17 protein-coding genes are annotated in these 16959 nt (G+C 53.5%); 9 read left to right on the top strand and 8 right to left on the bottom strand.

The annotated features are described in order from the left end of the window. Positions 1-2: 2 nt before the first annotated feature. A complete protein-coding gene (mraY, locus tag CYQ09_RS07060) occupies positions 3-1085 on the top strand; it encodes a phospho-N-acetylmuramoyl-pentapeptide-transferase (RefSeq protein WP_106744736.1) in 1083 nt (360 codons plus the stop codon). A gap of 38 nt (positions 1086-1123) precedes the next feature. On the opposite strand, the gene CYQ09_RS07055 is transcribed toward mraY, so the two are convergent. From CYQ09_RS07055 to CYQ09_RS07040, 4 genes are all read right to left on the bottom strand, one after another. After that, a complete protein-coding gene (locus tag CYQ09_RS07055; RefSeq protein WP_106744735.1) occupies positions 1124-1603 on the bottom strand; it encodes a GNAT family N-acetyltransferase in 480 nt (159 codons plus the stop codon). Next, a complete protein-coding gene (locus CYQ09_RS07050) occupies positions 1600-3417 on the bottom strand; it encodes a M3 family oligoendopeptidase (RefSeq protein WP_106744734.1) in 1818 nt (605 codons plus the stop codon). Before CYQ09_RS07050 ends, CYQ09_RS07055 begins: the two co-directional genes overlap by 4 nt. 87 nt (positions 3418-3504) lie before the next feature. Then, positions 3505-4461 carry an alpha/beta hydrolase gene (locus tag CYQ09_RS07045; protein WP_106744733.1) on the bottom strand — a complete coding sequence of 319 codons (957 nt, stop codon included), beginning with the start codon at positions 4459-4461 and terminating at the stop codon, positions 3505-3507. A 2-nt stretch (positions 4462-4463) separates the two neighbouring features. Further along, positions 4464-4754, bottom strand: coding sequence for an SCP2 sterol-binding domain-containing protein (locus CYQ09_RS07040; protein ID WP_106745439.1), 291 nt, complete (start codon positions 4752-4754; stop codon positions 4464-4466). 164 nt (positions 4755-4918) lie between these two features. Between CYQ09_RS07040 and CYQ09_RS07035 the strand changes: the two genes are divergently transcribed. The 5 genes from CYQ09_RS07035 (at position 4919) to CYQ09_RS07015 (ending at position 9590) form a co-directional block, all read left to right on the top strand. Continuing rightward, positions 4919-5389, top strand: a complete 471-nt coding sequence (locus CYQ09_RS07035; protein ID WP_343229857.1) for a tetratricopeptide repeat protein — start codon at positions 4919-4921, stop codon at positions 5387-5389. A 26-nt stretch (positions 5390-5415) separates the two neighbouring features. Further along, positions 5416-8097 (top strand): helicase-related protein, encoded by a 2682-nt coding sequence (locus tag CYQ09_RS07030; RefSeq protein WP_106744731.1) that lies wholly within the window; start codon positions 5416-5418, stop codon positions 8095-8097. Beyond that, the gene (locus CYQ09_RS07025) at positions 8094-8483 is read left to right on the top strand and encodes an RNA-binding S4 domain-containing protein (RefSeq protein ID WP_106744730.1); all 390 of its coding nucleotides are present in this window, start codon (positions 8094-8096) and stop codon (positions 8481-8483) included. Before CYQ09_RS07030 ends, CYQ09_RS07025 begins: the two co-directional genes overlap by 4 nt. A 49-nt stretch (positions 8484-8532) precedes the next feature. After that, entirely contained in the window at positions 8533-8868 is a 336-nt protein-coding gene (gene fdxA / locus CYQ09_RS07020) for a ferredoxin FdxA (protein WP_106356031.1), read from the top strand. Between the two features lie 215 nt (positions 8869-9083). After that, entirely contained in the window at positions 9084-9590 is a 507-nt protein-coding gene (locus CYQ09_RS07015) for a CarD family transcriptional regulator (protein WP_106356029.1), read from the top strand. A gap of 46 nt (positions 9591-9636) precedes the next feature. On the opposite strand, the gene CYQ09_RS07010 is transcribed toward CYQ09_RS07015, so the two are convergent. Both CYQ09_RS07010 and purD read right to left on the bottom strand, forming a co-directional pair. Beyond that, on the bottom strand, positions 9637-10101 hold the full coding sequence (locus CYQ09_RS07010) for a hypothetical protein (RefSeq protein ID WP_162617589.1): 465 nt from the start codon (positions 10099-10101) through the stop codon (positions 9637-9639). Positions 10102-10258: 157 nt separating this feature from the next. Further along, entirely contained in the window at positions 10259-11521 is a 1263-nt protein-coding gene (gene purD / locus CYQ09_RS07005; protein ID WP_106745438.1) for a phosphoribosylamine--glycine ligase, read from the bottom strand. 160 nt (positions 11522-11681) lie between these two features. On the opposite strand from purD, the gene CYQ09_RS07000 reads away from it, so the two are divergent. Together CYQ09_RS07000 and xseA are read left to right on the top strand one after the other, a co-directional pair. After that, positions 11682-12287, top strand: coding sequence for a glycine-rich domain-containing protein (locus CYQ09_RS07000; RefSeq protein ID WP_106744728.1), 606 nt, complete (start codon positions 11682-11684; stop codon positions 12285-12287). Next, complete coding sequence (gene xseA, locus CYQ09_RS06995) at positions 12271-13683, top strand: exodeoxyribonuclease VII large subunit (protein WP_106744727.1); 1413 nt, start codon at positions 12271-12273, stop codon at positions 13681-13683. Before CYQ09_RS07000 ends, xseA begins: the two co-directional genes overlap by 17 nt. A 9-nt stretch (positions 13684-13692) precedes the next feature. Here the strand turns inward: xseA and CYQ09_RS06990 are convergent, their stop codons facing one another. Together CYQ09_RS06990 and CYQ09_RS06985 are read right to left on the bottom strand one after the other, a co-directional pair. Continuing rightward, the gene (locus CYQ09_RS06990) at positions 13693-14082 is read right to left on the bottom strand and encodes a hypothetical protein (RefSeq protein ID WP_106744726.1); all 390 of its coding nucleotides are present in this window, start codon (positions 14080-14082) and stop codon (positions 13693-13695) included. Next, positions 14075-15076, bottom strand: a complete 1002-nt coding sequence (locus tag CYQ09_RS06985) for an alkane 1-monooxygenase (protein WP_239495880.1) — start codon at positions 15074-15076, stop codon at positions 14075-14077. The genes CYQ09_RS06990 and CYQ09_RS06985 overlap by 8 nt, the downstream gene beginning before the upstream one ends. Before the next feature lie 149 nt (positions 15077-15225). Here CYQ09_RS06985 and CYQ09_RS06980 point away from each other — a divergent pair, with 149 nt between their 5' ends. Further along, a complete protein-coding gene (locus CYQ09_RS06980) occupies positions 15226-16911 on the top strand; it encodes an NAD(P)H-dependent oxidoreductase subunit E (protein ID WP_106745437.1) in 1686 nt (561 codons plus the stop codon). Positions 16912-16959 lie beyond the last annotated feature (48 nt).

The raw sequence follows: 16959 nt of genomic DNA, 5'->3' as shown, positions 1-16959 counted from the left end.
TCATGCTTTATTGGCTTACGTCACTTTCAGATGGCGGCGACTTTTTCAACTTGTTCCGCTATATCACCTTCCGCGCGGGTGGGGCGTTTATGACTTCACTGATATTCGGTTTCATCTTTGGACCACCCCTGATCAATGTTCTGCGCCGCAAGCAGGGCAAGGGGCAACCCATTCGTACCGATGGACCAGAGGGGCATTTTGCCAAGGCAGGCACCCCTACAATGGGTGGGCTGCTGATTGTTGGCGCATTGACCACGTCGACATTGCTTTGGGCGCGGCTTGATAACCCATTCGTATGGATGGTTCTTTTCGTTACACTGTCATTTGCGGCGATCGGTTTCGCGGACGATTATGCCAAAGTATCAAAGCAAAACACCGCGGGGGTGTCTGGCAAGGTGCGGATTTTACTCGGGATCTTGATCGCGGGTATCGCCGGATATTGGGCAGCAGCCTATCATCCTGATGACCTTAGCAACCAGTTGGCGTTGCCAATTTTCAAAGACACGCTCATCAACTTGGGCATCTTGTTTGTGCCGTTTTCGGTTGTTGTGATCGTCGGTGCTGCGAATGCTGTGAACCTGACTGACGGGCTTGATGGATTGGCAATTATGCCTGTGATGATCGCCGCTGCGACATTTGGGATCATCGCCTATGCCGTTGGTCGGACCGATTTTACAGAGTATTTGGATGTTCACTATGTCCCACAGACCGGTGAAATTTTGATCTTCTGCGCGGGTTTGATTGGCGGCGGGCTTGGCTTTTTATGGTATAATGCGCCACCTGCGGCTGTCTTTATGGGGGACACTGGTTCATTGGCATTGGGTGGTGCACTGGGTGCCATCGCCGTTGCGACAAAGCACGAAATTGTGCTGGCCATCGTTGGTGGTCTGTTCGTCGTAGAAGCCTTAAGCGTAATTATCCAAGTGCTGTACTTTAAGCGTACTGGTAAACGCGTGTTCTTGATGGCGCCAATCCACCACCACTACGAGAAAAAGGGCTGGGCTGAACCGCAGATCGTCATCCGCTTTTGGATCATCTCACTGATCCTCGCGATGATCGGGCTGGCGACGCTGAAAGTCCGGTAAAGACAACAAAATAATGCAAATAGGGGCCAACGCGGCCCCTATTTTTTTAGCGGTAGCTTCAGGATATTTTGTGGCCCTGCACCACCGTCCATGTACTGCGCGCCTGTATCGATAAACCCGCCGCTTACATAGGCGCGATATGCGCCGGGATTGCGTAGGTTGACGGTCAGCATGATCGCCTCGGCGTCGGGATAGGCGGTAGACAGATATGTGTAGAGCTGCTGGCAACAGGCCTTTGCAATGCCACGACCTTGCTTTTGCTGATCAACCAGAAATGTCCGTAATCCATAGATTGTACGTGCTGCGAATTGGTGATGGTTATGGAACCCGCTATCAATACGAAACATGCCTGCGACAGCGCCGTCGGACAAAATGACATGCACATCGATTGCGGGATCTTTCAGGTCGATAAATTCAGAGGGTTGGCCCGAAAATACGACCTGATCATCAGCGACAGTGACCTGCCGTAGCTTGTCAGCTAGGGCAGGCGTCAGCAGCGTCAGCGTGACTGATGTCACTCTTCCATTGCCTCAAGCTCGTCGATGAAACCTTCGATCATGGACAGGCCCTTGTCCCAGAATTTAGGGTCAGACGCATCAAGCCCGAACGGCGCAAGCAGGTCTTTGTGATGCTTGGACCCACCAGCTCGCAGCATATCGAAATACTTGGCTTGGAAATCGGCGTCGCCTTCTGCGTAGACCGCGTAAAGTGCGTTCACCAGCCCGTCGCCAAACGCATAGGCGTAAACGTAGAACGGTGAGTGCACAAAGTGCGGGATGTAGGCCCAGAAGGTTTCATAGCCGGATGCAAAGTCGAATACTTCACCTAGTGATTCCGCCTGCACTGACATCCAAAGCGCGTTGATGTCGTCTGGTGTCAGTTCGCCTTCGGCGCGGGCCGCGTGCAGTTTGCATTCAAAGTCGTAGAACGCGATCTGACGCACAACCGTGTTGATCATGTCTTCGACTTTGCCAGCCAGAAGGACTTTGCGTTCTTCTTTGGTTTTTGCGCCGTCCAGAAGTTTTTGGAACGTTAGCATTTCGCCAAATACAGATGCCGTTTCGGCCAGTGTCAGTGGCGTGGATGAGAGTAGCTCACCTTGTTCAGCGGCTAGGACTTGGTGCACGCCGTGCCCCAGTTCGTGTGCGAGCGTCATGACATCGCGTGGTTTTCCTAGATAGTTCAGCATGACATAGGGGTGCACTGGCGTGACGGTTGGGTGTGCGAATGCGCCGGGGGCTTTGCCCGGCTTTACGGCCGCGTCGATCCAGCCCCTATCAAAGAACGGTTGCGCGATTTCTGCCATTTTTGGGTCAAAGCTCGCGTAGGCATCCAACACGGTCTTTGTTGCCTCGTCCCAATCAACAGTGCGCGTTGTCTCCATCGGCAGGGGTGCGTTGCGGTCCCATGTTTGCATCCGTTCAAGGCCAAGCCATTTGGCTTTCAGTGCGTAATAGCGGTGCGACAGGCGCGGGTAGGCGGCGACCACAGCATTGCGTAGGGCTTCGACGACTTCGGGTTCAACGTGGTTTGATAGATGCCGCCCTGCTTGTGGGGATGGCATCTTGCGCCAGCGGTCTTCGATCTCTTTTTCTTTGGCAAGCGTGTTGTGGACGCGCGAAAAGATCTTGATGTTGTCTTGGAACACTGCAGCTAGTGCATGGGTCGCGGCCTCACGTTTGCTGCGGTCCTGTTCCGTGAGCAGGTTGAGCGTTGCTTCAAGGTTTAGGGTTTCGCCATCGACATCGAATTCAAGCCCAGCCATGGTTTCGTCAAACAGCCGATTCCATGCTGCTGACCCAACGGTCGACTGGTCGTGCAGGAATTTCTCAAGCTCATCGGACAACTGATGCGGTTTCATCGCACGCATGCGGTCGAACACAGGTTTGTAGCGTGCAAGGTCATCGTTCGCGGCCAACAACCCGGCAAGGTGGTCATCATCCAAGCGGTTGAATTCAAGACCATAGAACACCAGCGGCGTGGTGAAGTTTGTGATTTTATCTTGGCAATCAGCCATGAATTTGGCGCGGTCGCTGTCCGTGGTGATCTGGTAATAACGCAGGCCCGCAAAAGACATGATACGCCCGGCGATCACATCAATCTGTTCGTAGCGCTGAACGGCAGCCAGTAGCCCAGCAGCGTCTAGCGTATCCAGCTTGCCTTCATAGTCGGCAGCAAATGCGGCGCATTCAGTTTCCAGCCAGCCCATATCACGCGTCAGTTCCGGGGCGTCTTCGCTGGCATAAAGATCGGTAAGATCCCATTCGGGCAGGCTGCCCAAGTCTTTGCCGCCACTGGCGTTTGCGTCGAATACAGGCTGTGGGAAATTCATATCATACCTCTGAACGGTTGTTTGAGAACAACATAGGTCGGCGCGAGGGCAGTTGAAAGCCCCCGAGCCGTTCAAAGGAATGTTAGCTTAGGCGATGACTTTGGTGTTTGATGTTGCTTCAAAATGTGACGCAGTTGCATCGAATATGCTGGTTTGGATCGCCGGGCTGTCCATCATCATCTCGTGTTGGCCGCCAGCGATGACACGCAACTGTCCTTCAGACCAGCCAGCCATACGTTCGCGAATGCGCACAGGGTCAACAATGGCTTCGTTGCTACCAAGAAAGGTGATGCACGGAATACGCGAAGGGGACGGTAGGGTGCTTAAGCGATGCATTTCCCGCAAAGACGTGTTGAGCCAACGTAGCGACGGCCCCCCAAGCGCAAGATCTGGATGGCTGCGTAACTGTTGACCAAGCGTTTCAAACATGGCGCGGTCGTTGGTAAGGGAATTCCCTTCAAACGAGGCACGTAGCACATAGGGTTGTTCGAACTGTCCGGGGGCCAAGGTTTCATCGAACCCAAGTTGACGACTAACCGCCGATAGACCCCAAGCGATAGGACGCAATGCGACTGACATTTGAATGCCCCACATTGGTGCAGAGAACATCGCAGCTTTGATATCAAGGCCGTTAATAAGCGCGCGAAGCCCGATGCAGCCACCCATCGAATGGGCGATCAAATAATAAGGCTTTGGCAGGTCTTGCGCTTTTGCATAGGCGACCAGCGCAGCAACATCATGTTGAAAGTCAGTAAAACTGATCACATGTCCAATAGCGCGATTCGCGGTCATGCGGTCAGAAATACCTTGGCCACGCCAGTCGACGACAACACTGGAAAAGCCGCGATCGTGCAATGCCTTTGCTGCGCGTCCGTATTTTTCGATAAATTCGGTGCGACCGGGAAAGATCAAAACGGTACCTTTGGCATCCGCTTTCTTCCAATGGCCCGCGCGAATGCGCAGCCCATCGGTTGTTCGTAGCCAATGGGCAGCACCCCCTGAGGGACCATTTGCAATGTCGTCAAAAAGAGGTGCCGATTCCATCGTTAACCCAGTACGCTAGCAAGCTTCATCGCCTGACCCATGTCGCCATCGACGGTCAGTTTTCCTGTCATGAACGCCGTTGTCGGGTTCAATTCGCCGTCGAGAATCGCTTTGAATGTTTCGGTGTCGGCAGTCAAAGACACATCTGCGTCGTCATCGCTTGCGCGCGCGCCGTCAGCGTCGATCAGGATTGAACCTTCACCTTCGATTACAAATTTGGCAGAGCCGTCAAAGCCTGCGCCGTCCATTTTTGCGTTCAGGGCGGCTACGGCCTCGGTCACAACGTCGCTCATGTTTTTTCGTCCTTCTTCGTTGATGTGGCGGCCGACCTCTGGTGTTGGCCGCATTCTGCGTTACATTAGTCGTTATGGTTACGCTGACACATCGCATCAAACGTATCGTTACGGCACTTTATTTGGCAGTGGGGATTTCCTTACCTGCTGGTGCGCAGGAAACGATGTTGAATAACTTATATCAAGAGCTTCTAGAGGCCGATGAGGGGGCTTACACCCGTATTGAGCAGCAAATTGTCGCACAATGGGACAAAAGCGGGTCACCTGCGATGGATTTGCTTTTGCGCCGTGGGCAGGACGCGTTGCGTGATGGACAGGTTGACGCCGCTGTTGAACATTTTACGGCGCTTGTGGATCATGCGCCGCATTTTGCCGGTGGGTATTTCGGGCGCGCGACGTCTTATTACTTGCTTGGCATGACCGGCCCAGCGTTGGATGATGTGCAGCGCGTCTTACAAATTGAACCGCGTCATTTTCAGGCTATCGACGGTCTGGCAGTCATCATGGAGGAACTCAATCGCCCCGAAGACGCGTTAGAACTTTATCAAATGATTCTTGCGATTAACCCGCAGTCCGTAGTGACAAAGGATTCTATTGCGCGTTTGCAGTTGCAACTTGAGGGCCAAGCGCTTTAAGGCGCGGGCTAGTCCTGAGGAAAACCATGACCACTGCGCGGATTACAGCCGTTCTCGGCCCGACGAATACTGGTAAAACGCACTATGCGATACAGCGGATGCTATCCTATCGGACGGGCGTTATTGGATTACCTCTGCGGCTACTTGCACGAGAGGTTTATGATCGTATCGTCGCAGTACGAGGGCCCGGCGTTGTTGCGCTTATTACAGGGGAAGAACGTATCGTGCCGCCCCGCGCAGCCTATTGGGTTTGCACGGTCGAGGCGATGCCCGAAGGTATGGGCTGTGACTTCCTCGCGATCGACGAAATTCAGCTTTGTGCAGATCCAGAACGTGGGCACGTTTTTACAGACCGTTTGCTGAATGCACGCGGATTACATGAAACGCTATTTTTGGGTGCCGACACCATGCGTGGTGCGATTTCTGCGATGGTTCCCTCCGCGCAGTTTATGTACCGCGAACGTATGTCGCAGCTTAGCTATACAGGTTCGAAAAAGATAAGCAGAATGCCTGCCCGGTCTGCAATTGTTGGGTTTTCTGTTGAAAACGTCTATGCGATTGCTGAGCTTTTACGGCGTACCAAAGGTGGCGCAGCTGTGGTCATGGGCGCATTGTCACCGCGTACACGCAACGCGCAGGTGGAAATGTACCAAAACGGCGATGTCGATTATCTGGTCGCCACCGACGCCATCGGAATGGGGTTGAACCTCGATATCTCGCATGTCGCGTTTTCATCCTTAATCAAGTTTGATGGCCAACGCATGCGCCATTTGCAGCCTCAAGAGTTGGCTCAAATTGCAGGGCGGGCAGGGCGGCATATCGAAAACGGGACATTTGGTGTCACAGGCGAAGCCCCGCCATTGGACGATGAAATTGCAGAGGCGATCACGGAGCATCAGTTCAGCCCTGTGAGTAAATTGCATTGGCGCAACAGCCGGCTGCAATTTGGGTCTGTAAAGCGGCTGATCGCGACGCTTGAGGAACGTACCGACGATCGTTGGCTTACCCGTGTTCGGGAAAGCGACGATTTAAAGGCTTTGAAAGCGCTCGGCGGGGATGCTGAAGTCGCGGCGCGGGCAACGGATGGCCCTTCTGTGAAAATGCTATGGGAAGTCTGCCGAGTACCAGATTTTCGCGGTATTTCGTCAGGCGAGCATGCGAGCCTTTTAACCCATATTTATAATGATCTGCACCAGCTTGGGCATGTGTCCGCCAACTGGTTTGGTCTACAGGTTAGACGCATTGACCGCACTGACGGGGACATTGATACGCTATCAAAACGACTAGCTTACATCCGCACGTGGACATATGTTGCGCAGCGCAACGGTTGGTTGCGTGACGAAAACCATTGGCGCGAGGAGACGCGCGCTGTAGAAGACCGACTATCAGACGCGCTTCACGGCGCGCTAACGCAAAGATTTGTGGACCGGCGGACAAGCATTTTGCTTCGGCGGCTCAAACAGAAGGAGAGCCTTTTGGCTGACGTAAACGACAAAGGTGAAGTAACCGTAGAGGGCGAATTCGTCGGACGGTTGGAAGGATTCCGCTTTCGGATGGATAAGGCTGGTAGCCCAGATGAGGCCAAGACATTGCGTCAGGCGTCAGTACAGGCGCTGGTTCCACAGTTCCACCTGCTTGCAGACCGGTTCTATAACGCACCAGACCCCGAGATTGATTTTACCGAACAGGGCGGCCTGATGTGGGGCGACCATGCGGTTGGTAAGCTGGTTGTTGGGTCTGACCCATTCAAACCTGGTGTGGTTGCTTTTGTCGACGACGAAGCCGGCGAAGACGTTGCTGCAAAGGTGCAGCGCCGTTTGCAGCACTTCATTGATCGGAAGGTCGCGGCGGGCTTTGAGGGCCTGCTTGCGTTGAAAAACGATGAAACCTTGACCGGCGCAGCAAAAGGTTTTGCCTACCGGATGGCCGAAGGTTTCGGGATTATTCCGCGTGGCGAAGTGGCGGATGAGGTCAAAGCACTTGATCAAGATGCACGTGGTGCATTGCGAAAGCACGGAGTCCGTTTCGGTCAGTTTACGATCTTTCAGCCGCTGTTGCTAAAACCAGCTGCAACACGTTTGCGTCTGGTGCTGTGGTCACTGACCAAAGGATTGCAAGAGTTCCCGGAAAGCCCACCACCGGGTCTGGTTACTGTGCCCGCCGCCAAAGATGCGACACCTGGGTACTATGCGATGTCAGGCTACCGCGCTGCGGGTGAACGAGCGATTCGCATCGATATGCTGGAACGTCTGGCCGATATGTTGCGTGACAAAGACAGCCGTGGCGGTTTCGAAGCAAACCCAGACATGTTGTCGATCACTGGTATGACACTCGAACAATTTGCTGATTTGATGGCCGGACTTGGTTACAAAGCAGAAAAAGCAGAGCGTGAAAAAGTAAAAGCGACACCTACTGCTGATTCTACAGTTTCCATGGATGCGCCGGAAGAGGTGGAGGCTACGGCACCTGCCGAAGAGGCGACGCCTGAGATGGAAGTGTTCTACACCTTCACTTGGGGTGGACGTGCGGCACGCCCTGCGCGGCCGCAAAGCGACCGTCCGCGCGGCAAGGGAAAGCCAAAGGGTAAAGGTAAGCCGCAGGGTGGTGGCAATAAACCGCAAAGCTTTGCAGCCAAACCAAAGCGTGAAAAAGCGATTGATCCTGACAACCCGTTTGCGGCCGCTTTGGCAGGGTTTAAAAAGGATTGACCGACCAACCCCGGCAAACGATCCGGCTAGATAAATGGCTGTGGCATGCGCGGTTTTTTAAATCGCGCAGCCTTGCTGCGGGGGTGGTTACTTCTGGAAAAGTGCGTGTTGATGGTACACCCGTCAGTAAACCGGCCCGCGCCGTTGGTCCGGGCGATGTTTTGACATTCATTCAGGCTGACGCGACCAAGGTCGTGCGAATCCTTGGCTGCGGTGAACGCCGTGGACCAGCGCCCGAGGCGCAAGCGCTCTATGAAGATATGTCTCCTGTCGTAGAACGTCGTCCCTATAATCCGGGCGGTGATAGGAAAGGGCGTCCAACAAAGAAGCAACGCCGGGATATGATGACGCATCGCAGCAATGACGGTTCAATTGACCTTGAATGATCCGTCGCACTGTCCTAGCTAGGCCTTTGATACAAAGTGGAACGTGCCTATGACCTATGTTGTCACCGAAAATTGCATTGCGTGTAAGTATACCGACTGCGTCGAAGTTTGCCCCGTAGATTGCTTCTACGAGGGCGAAAATACATTGGTCATCCATCCTGATGAATGCATCGACTGTGGTGTTTGCGAACCTGAATGCCCTGCGGATGCTATTCGTCCGGATACAGAGCCGGACATGGAAAAATGGGTCGAGTTTAACCGCAAGTATTCCGAAATGTGGCCTGTGATCGTGACCAAGAAAGATCCACTGCCAACCGCAGAGGAAATGGACGGTAAAGAAGGTAAACTTGAACTGCTTTCTGAAGCGCCCGGCGAAGGCGGCTGATTCGGGGCATTTGTACCCGGAAGGCGCCTGATTTCATTGATTTTTCAGAGTGCTGCAATGCGGCGCTTTTCGATGCGTTGTTTTTATGATATAATAGCGGTAATGCTGCGAACAAGTTGATCCAATCACTTAGACGATATTGCCGACGGTGACGAAAGTCTCCGCCGGATTTTTTGTCGTCAAAACCTGTGATGGATCGCTATGAAAGGACGATCATGAGTAAGAAGAAAAGTGAATTTAGCCCAGAGCAATTTGTTGTCTATCCTGCGCATGGGGTTGGCAAAATTGTAACTGTTGAGACGCAAGAAGTCGCAGGGTTTGAGCTGGAGCTATTTGTCATTTCGTTTGAGAAAGACAAAATGACGTTGCGGGTGCCGACACATAAGGCGACAGAAGTTGGCATGCGCGCTTTGGCGACGCCCGATGTCGTATCTCATGCGATGAAGACGCTGCGCGGTAAAGCCAAGGTTAAAAAAGCGATGTGGTCCCGCCGGGCGCAAGAATATGAACAAAAGATTAACTCTGGCGATTTGATCGCGATTGCTGAAGTCGTACGCGACTTGCACCGCCAAGACGATCAGCGCGAACAAAGCTATTCAGAGCGTCAGCTGTATGAAGCTGCACTTGAGCGGCTGACACGTGAATTTGCTGCGGTTGCAGGAAGCGAAGAATCTGTCGCTGGCGAAGAAATCACATCCGTATTGGTTGGCCGCGCCGCTTAAATTGTGGCACCTATCCTAAAGACCGCGCCTCTTTTGGCGCGGTTTTTTAGTCGAGATCAAAGCGCAGCCCGGCCGTGACGAGCATATCAAACTGGTTTTCCACACCGGGAATGAATTGCATAAAGATATTTTTATAATTCGTCTGCAGGCCGACAAGCGGGACGTAGTGACTTTCGTATTCTAAGTCCAATTCGTCTATTTCTGGAAAGTAACTAATTCCAGCGAATGCACTAAGCGAAAAATCTTGGTATTCGTACAGTTCGTATGAAACCAGAGCCGAGGGGGACGGATCCCCGAGGCTGTTTTTATATATACCAGCGGTAAACATTGTCTTGTGACAATCCCAGGATAGAAATACGCCCGGGTTTATTTCTGTGAATTCAGTTGTCGCATTAAGGTGTTCGGACCCGACGAGGATGGATACACGGTCAGGCCTTTTTGTGCAGTCTGCGAACGCACTTGTACCAAGAAAAATTGTTATGACGGTGGGGATTGTTTTGTTTGAAAACAATATTGCCTCCCTAAATAAAGCGAACATTAACCACCCAGGGTATGGGTGGTTAATCGACTATAGCCTTAGGGTTGTGAATATTGAAAGGAAGTAACGCGCTACCCTAGCGTCAATCGCCGTATTCTGGTTAACGGCCTTCATGTAGATAGCGTGTCGCTTACAGCGCACGCCATCCAATATCCGAACGGTAAAAACCTTGATCCCAATCCACGTTTTGCGCCATCGCATAGGCCTTTTCATGGGCCTCTGCTAATGTTTCACCGCGTGCGGTGACGCTCAGGACGCGCCCGCCGACTGCGACGATATTTCCGTCATTTTCAGCCGTGCCAGCATGGAACACCATATGAGAGCTGTCTTCTGGTTGTGTATCAAGGCCATTGATTACAGTGCCTTTTTCGTAAGAGCCAGGATAGCCTTTTGCAGCCATAACTATCGTCAAGGCGTGATCGTTACCCCAATTCGCCTTAACCTCATGGAGACGTTCTTCGGCGCAAGCCTGAAGGAGGTCCAGAATTTGACCGCCTAAACGCATCATGAGGCATTGGCACTCTGGGTCGCCAAAACGCACGTTGTACTCTACCAGCCTTGGTTGCCCGTCTTTGATCATAAGCCCAACAAACAAAACGCCTTGGAACGGCGTGCCGCGTTTGGTCATTTCATCCATCGTTGGCTGGATAATTTCATCCAACGCCTTTTGTGTAACGGCATCGGTCATTACTGGGGCAGGAGAGTACGCGCCCATACCGCCAGTGTTGGGACCTGTATCACCATCATAGGCGCGCTTATGATCTTGCGCTGTTCCAACGGGCAGGATCGTTTTGCCGTCGCATAGAACAAAGAACGATGCTTCTTCGCCGTCCATGAATTCTTCGATCACGACCTCTGCGCCAGCATCACCAAAACTGCCGTCGAACATGTCGTCAATCGCGGCAAGCGCCTCTTCCTCGGTCATCGCGACGATCACCCCTTTACCTGCGGCTAAACCATCTGCCTTTACGACGATAGGTGCGCCTTGAGCGCGGATGTAATCGCGGGCGGCATCGCCGTCGGTGAAGTGAGCATAGGCGGCGGTCGGCGCGTTGGCCGCATCACAGATTGCCTTTGTGAATGACTTTGATGCCTCAAGTTGTGCCGCTTTTTGGCTGGGCCCGAACACAAGCAGCCCAGCAGACCGCAGGCGGTCGGCTACACCCGCGGCGAGCGGCGCTTCGGGGCCTACAATGACAAAGCTAATCGCGTTTTCTTCTGCAAAGGTGGCGACGGCGTCACCGTCAAGAATATTAATATCCGCGCATTCGGCGATCGCTGCGATACCGGCATTTCCCGGCGCGACGATCAAGCGATCACATTTTGGGTTTTGTTTGACAGCCCAAGCCAAGCTATGTTCACGTCCGCCGCTACCCAAAATTAGAATGTTCATGATTGCCCCATTTGCATTAGTATCTTTGCGTGGTTTTACGGTTGGATATGGCCGATCACAAGTGTTCAGAGGCCCGTAATAGGGGGAGTTACAGATTTCCACTTGGCCTTTTGGGGGCGCGCGGGCTATTTTGATCGTTAATGCGCTATAGGGGCCGCACATGAAACATGAAAAGCGGGATCGTGCGCTTTGGCATCGCCTTGAGGGATACAGCTTTCACGAGCGACCCTTGACGCGGTCATTGATTGATCAAATCGAAGATGCGACCGGCCATTCGGTGGATGTCTGTTATACGATGGCCGAGGAGTACCGACGTTTTATGTATTTGATTGGCAGTACAGGCGAAGATTTAACACCTTCGCCAATTGTTGATCAGGTTTGGCAATTACATATTGCCGATAAGCGCGCATATTTCGAAGATTTTTGCCCGCGTATTATCGGACGCATCATCTATCGGGCGGAAGATTTGCCCTCAATCGAAGATGACCCCGCCTATGGATTGACGCTTGAATACTACGCGCAGGAATTCGGCCGTCCGCAGGTTCAATACTGGCCTGACCCCGATGATGGGCTCATGAAACTTTCGCGTTTTTTGATGTGGGCCGTCGGCTGTGCCGCGTTTGCATTATCAGCGATGTTCTCATCATTTCTTTTTGCATTTTTCGGCGCGTTGGTAATTACAGTTAACGCATTTCTACAGTGGAAGTATTCCTCGCTCCCCCTTCAAAGCGCGAAACCAAAGGAAAAAAATGATGGACCTGTTTGATGAGGCGCCTGTTGACAACACGCCTGAGTTTTCAGTTGGAGAACTGTCTGGGGCCGTTAAAAAGGCGATAGAAGGCGGCTTTTCGCACGTGCGCGTGCGCGGAGAGGTCGGGCGCGTTTCGCGACCTGGATCTGGACACCTGTATCTTGATCTAAAAGACGATCGCGCTGTTTTGTCTGCTGTCATTTGGAAAGGTCGCGCGCAAGGGCTGGCCCACCGTCCAGAAGAAGGCATGGAGGTCGTCGCGACTGGTAAGCTAACCACATTCCCCGGTCAGTCCAAATATCAGATGATCATCGAAGATATCGCACCTGCTGGGGCGGGCGCGTTGATGGCGATGCTGGAAAAGCGCAAAGCAGCCTTAGCTGCCGAAGGTCTATTCGCGCCTGAACGCAAACAGCAATTGCCATATCTACCAGAAATCATAGGGGTGGTCACATCCCCTTCGGGTGCGGTGATCCGCGATATTTTGCACCGGTTACGTGACCGTTTCCCACGTAAGGTTTTGGTCTGGCCCGTCGCCGTGCAAGGGCAGCGGTGTGCGCCTGATGTCGCCGCAGCAATTGAGGGGTTCAATCGTTTAACACCGGGCGGTGCGCTTCCCCGGCCTGACCTTTTGATTATTGCCCGTGGTGGCGGTTCGCTAGAGGATTTATGGGGATTCAACGAAGAAATCGTTGCCCGCGCAGCCGCCGCTTCGCAAATTCCGCTTATATCTGCCGTAGGTCACGAAACCGATACAACACTGATCGACTTTGTTTCTGATCACCGTGCACCGACCCCGACTGCTGCTGCCGAATTGGCGGTGCCTGTGCGGATGGAGTTGCTTGCTTGGGTTGATCAGCAGGGTGCGCGCCTTGGGCGTGCTTTGTCGACTGGCGTACAGCAAAGACAGCAGCGCGTTCGTGATTTAGGCCGCGCTTTGCCAAGCAAAGACGGCTTGTTGAATGTCCCAGCACAACGTTTTGATCACTTAGCTGAACGGCTACCTATTGCTTTGAAAACAGCAGCAGCAAAGAAACGTCTGCAGTTGTCAGAGGCCGCATTGCGCCCAACAATACTTAGCCGACGGATAGCAGAGGATCGCCGTCGTTTCGTCGCGCTGTCGGATCGATTAACGCCAACACTGCTTGGCGCGCGCATTTCCCGACAGTCAGAACGTCTGGAAACGGCCCTGTCTCGTTTATCAGATCGTGCATCGCGACAGCAGGCAGAACGTGTTGCGCGGTTGGCGGCGTTAGAACGCTTGCGCGAAACGCTTGGCTATAAGGCGACGTTAGATCGCGGTTACGCTGTTGTGCGTGGCGAGACCGGGGTTGTGACAAGACAGGACCAAGCGATTGGCCCGCTGGAAATTGAATTTTCGGATGGGCGTGTCGCTGTGAGCGCTGATTGATAGGATGCTTCAGGAGGATAGGTCGCTGCATATCAGCGGGTCGTTCCGGTCGGGCATTTCACGAATAACCGTAAACGGTGGGCGGTTCGTAAAAATGCCGCGCAGGCCGCCGGGTTCGTCATAGACTGTCCAGCATTTCGGTTCGGGGTCATGGTCATAGCGAAAGCAAATGTCGCCTTTGCTTTCGTACCAGACCCCATATTGGCAGATGCCTGCCTGCGATGACCACATCACACGACGTCCGGCGAGATAACGTTCAATGCCGATACTGTTGTCCGCAAGATACCGGTAAACGAGAGTGCGGCCTTCGACATGTGCTTCGAAATCGGTCGCCCCCATCCTGTCTTGGGCTTGCGTAGCCGTCGACGATATCAGCAAGAAAAATAGCGCCCTAAGCATCAGAGTATCTGTCCACAAGTGGATCCATGATATTGCGCCAAACAGGTGGCACTAACGCAATAGCACCCATTACTGGCAATGGTTTTGGCAGCATCGGTGCCTGATCTGGAATCGTGAGTGCAGGGTAATGCCTTGATGGATGCGCGTGGTGATCTGAATGCCGTGTCGCGTTCAACATCATGGCAGAGGTGAACCAGTGTGGGCTGTTCCAGCTGTGCTCTGGCCCGATGGGGGTCGGTTTGCCATTGTCATCCATTTCGCGCATTAGCCCGTAATGCTGCACATAGTCAGACATAAGAAGCTGCATCTGCGCATGGCCCCCCAGCAAGACATAGGCGATCAGGGCCTTCGGGCTGATCATCAGCGCAAGCAGCATAAACCCAATGGCCCCAGCCACATAAACGACATATGGGTTGCGCCACTTTGGGCGGTTAACCTTTGCAAATCGCGCGGCTTCTGCGGCGTACCCTTGACGAAACGATCCCATCCATGCGCGAAATGCAAAGCGGTAAAAGCTTTCTCCGCGCCGCGATGTGTTTGGGTCTGATGGTGTGGCGACATAACGGTGATGCACCAGAACATGCGCCGAAGTGTGATGCCCAAATAGCAATGAAATATAAACCCACATACCCAACCGATGCAGGGTGCGGCTGCCACGGTGGATCAGTTCATGGGCGTTTGCATTGCTGACTTGGCCAAAGAACATCCCAGCTGCGACGAAGAGACCAAGTTTTTCAATCAAGGTATGGTCATTGCCGGCAAGGGCAAACACGGTAAGTGCAAGCAGCACAAAATGCGCAAGTGCCAGCGTTACAGACAGCGTCGTGCCCGCCGGAAATTCGGATGCGGGCCTGTCAGTTTTGACAGCATTATCAACAAGTCGTGCAAAACCTGTCAGGTAGATCAACGCGGCAAGGACCCAAAGCCCACCTTGAACTGCCGCCATGCCAAGCAAGGCAACCGGGACTAAGGTAATTATAGCAAATTGGCGCATTTGTGGGGTCATATGGCATCGGTACCATGGTGATTTGGTTGCGTCACTTCAAATGTGGCGTGAGGCGCTAACTGGCGCGTTGCGTCGCTTTCTTGTGGTCGCCCATGGGGCGTGACGATATGTTTTTGCCAACGACGAAGGGGAATGAAATGGCAGCAGACGGACAAAGCGGTGTCTGGAAATCCGGCAAGGGCAAAGGGCGTCACACCCCAAAAGGCCGTCAGTTGGACGATGCTGCTTGGGCAGAGGTCAAGTCGCTTCTTGCGGATCGTCCGCGTCGTCGGGATTTGCTGATTGAATTTCTGCATCTCATTCAGGACGCATATGGCCATCTATCAGCCGCCCATATGCGCGCGCTGGCCGAAGAAATGCGACTGTCACAGGCCGAAGTCTATGAAGTCGCGAGCTTTTACGCACATTTCGACATTGTCAAAGAAGAGGACACGCCGCCGCCTGCATTGACGATCCGGGTCTGCGATAGCCTATCTTGCGAGCTTGCCGGAGCGCAGAAATTGAAAGCAGCATTAGAGGATGGGTTGAACCCTGCCGAAGTCCGCGTGTTGCGTGCGCCATGTATGGGGCGTTGCGACACTGCTCCGGTACTGGAAATTGGTCACAACCATATTGATCACGCAACCGTCGAAAAGGTACAGGCAGCGATTGCCACCAATTATACCCACGTACATGTCCCGGAATATCAAACCTACGCAGCCTATATCGCCGATGGCGGCTACCGTGTCTTTAGCGAATTACGCGACGGTGGAGACTGGGAGGCCGTCCAAGACAAACTACTATCATCTGGCCTGCGCGGTTTAGGCGGGGCGGGATTCCCGTCAGGCAAGAAGTGGGGTTTTGTGCGTGCAAACCCCGGTCCGCGCTATTTGGCGGTGAACGGCGACGAAGGCGAACCGGGTACTTTTAAAGACCGTTTCTACCTCGAACGCACCCCGCATCTGATGCTTGAGGGTATGTTGATCGCTGCGTGGGCGGTCGAGGCCGATACGTGCTTTATCTACATGCGCGACGAATATCCGGCGGTGCTTGAAATTTTGCGTCGGGAGATTGCCGCCTTAGAGGACGCGGGTATTGTCGCGCCGGGTTACATTGATCTGCGTCGCGGGGCTGGCGCATATATCTGTGGCGAAGAAAGCGCGATGATCGAAAGTATCGAAGGTAAACGCGGCATCCCGCGTCACCGTCCACCGTTTGTGGCGCAAGTCGGCATCTTTGACAGACCTACACTGGTGCACAACGTTGAAACGCTACTTTGGGTGGCGCGTGTCTGCCGCGAAGGGCCAGAGGTGCTGCACCGCAATGAATTGAACGGGCGCAAGGGCCTGCGTTCTTATTCGGTTTCTGGGCGTGTCGCCAACCCGGGTGTTTATCTGTTGGAAGCAGGTTCAACCATCACCGACGTTATTGGTGCCGCTGGCGGAATGGCCGACGGTCATGTGTTCAAAGCCTATCAACCGGGCGGCCCATCTTCGGGGTTGTTGCCAGCAACGATGAACGACATTCCGCTAGATTTTGATACATTGCAGCCGCACGGCACGTTCATCGGATCCGCAGCCGTGGTCGTGTTATCTGACCAAGACAGCGCACGCGGTGCCGCGCTGAATATGCTGCGCTTCTTTGAGGACGAAAGCTGTGGTCAGTGTACGCCTTGCCGGGTTGGCTGTGAAAAGGCGGTTAAACTGATGCAGGCCGATCACTGGGATCAACCGCTTTTGACCGAACTTTGCACAGCGATGGCAGATGCATCGATTTGCGGGTTGGGGCAGGCGGCGCCGAACCCGATTAAACTGGTCATGCAGCATTTCAGCGACGAAATCTGACCGGGCCTTTTCAATCACTGCCCAAGGGATTAGGTCATAAGACGTAAT

The organism is Yoonia maritima, from assembly GCF_002933395.1.
GTDB lineage: Bacteria > Pseudomonadota > Alphaproteobacteria > Rhodobacterales > Rhodobacteraceae > Yoonia > Yoonia maritima_A.
Note: the sequence above shows the minus strand (reverse complement) of the source record. Positions and strands in the feature narration are given on the sequence as shown.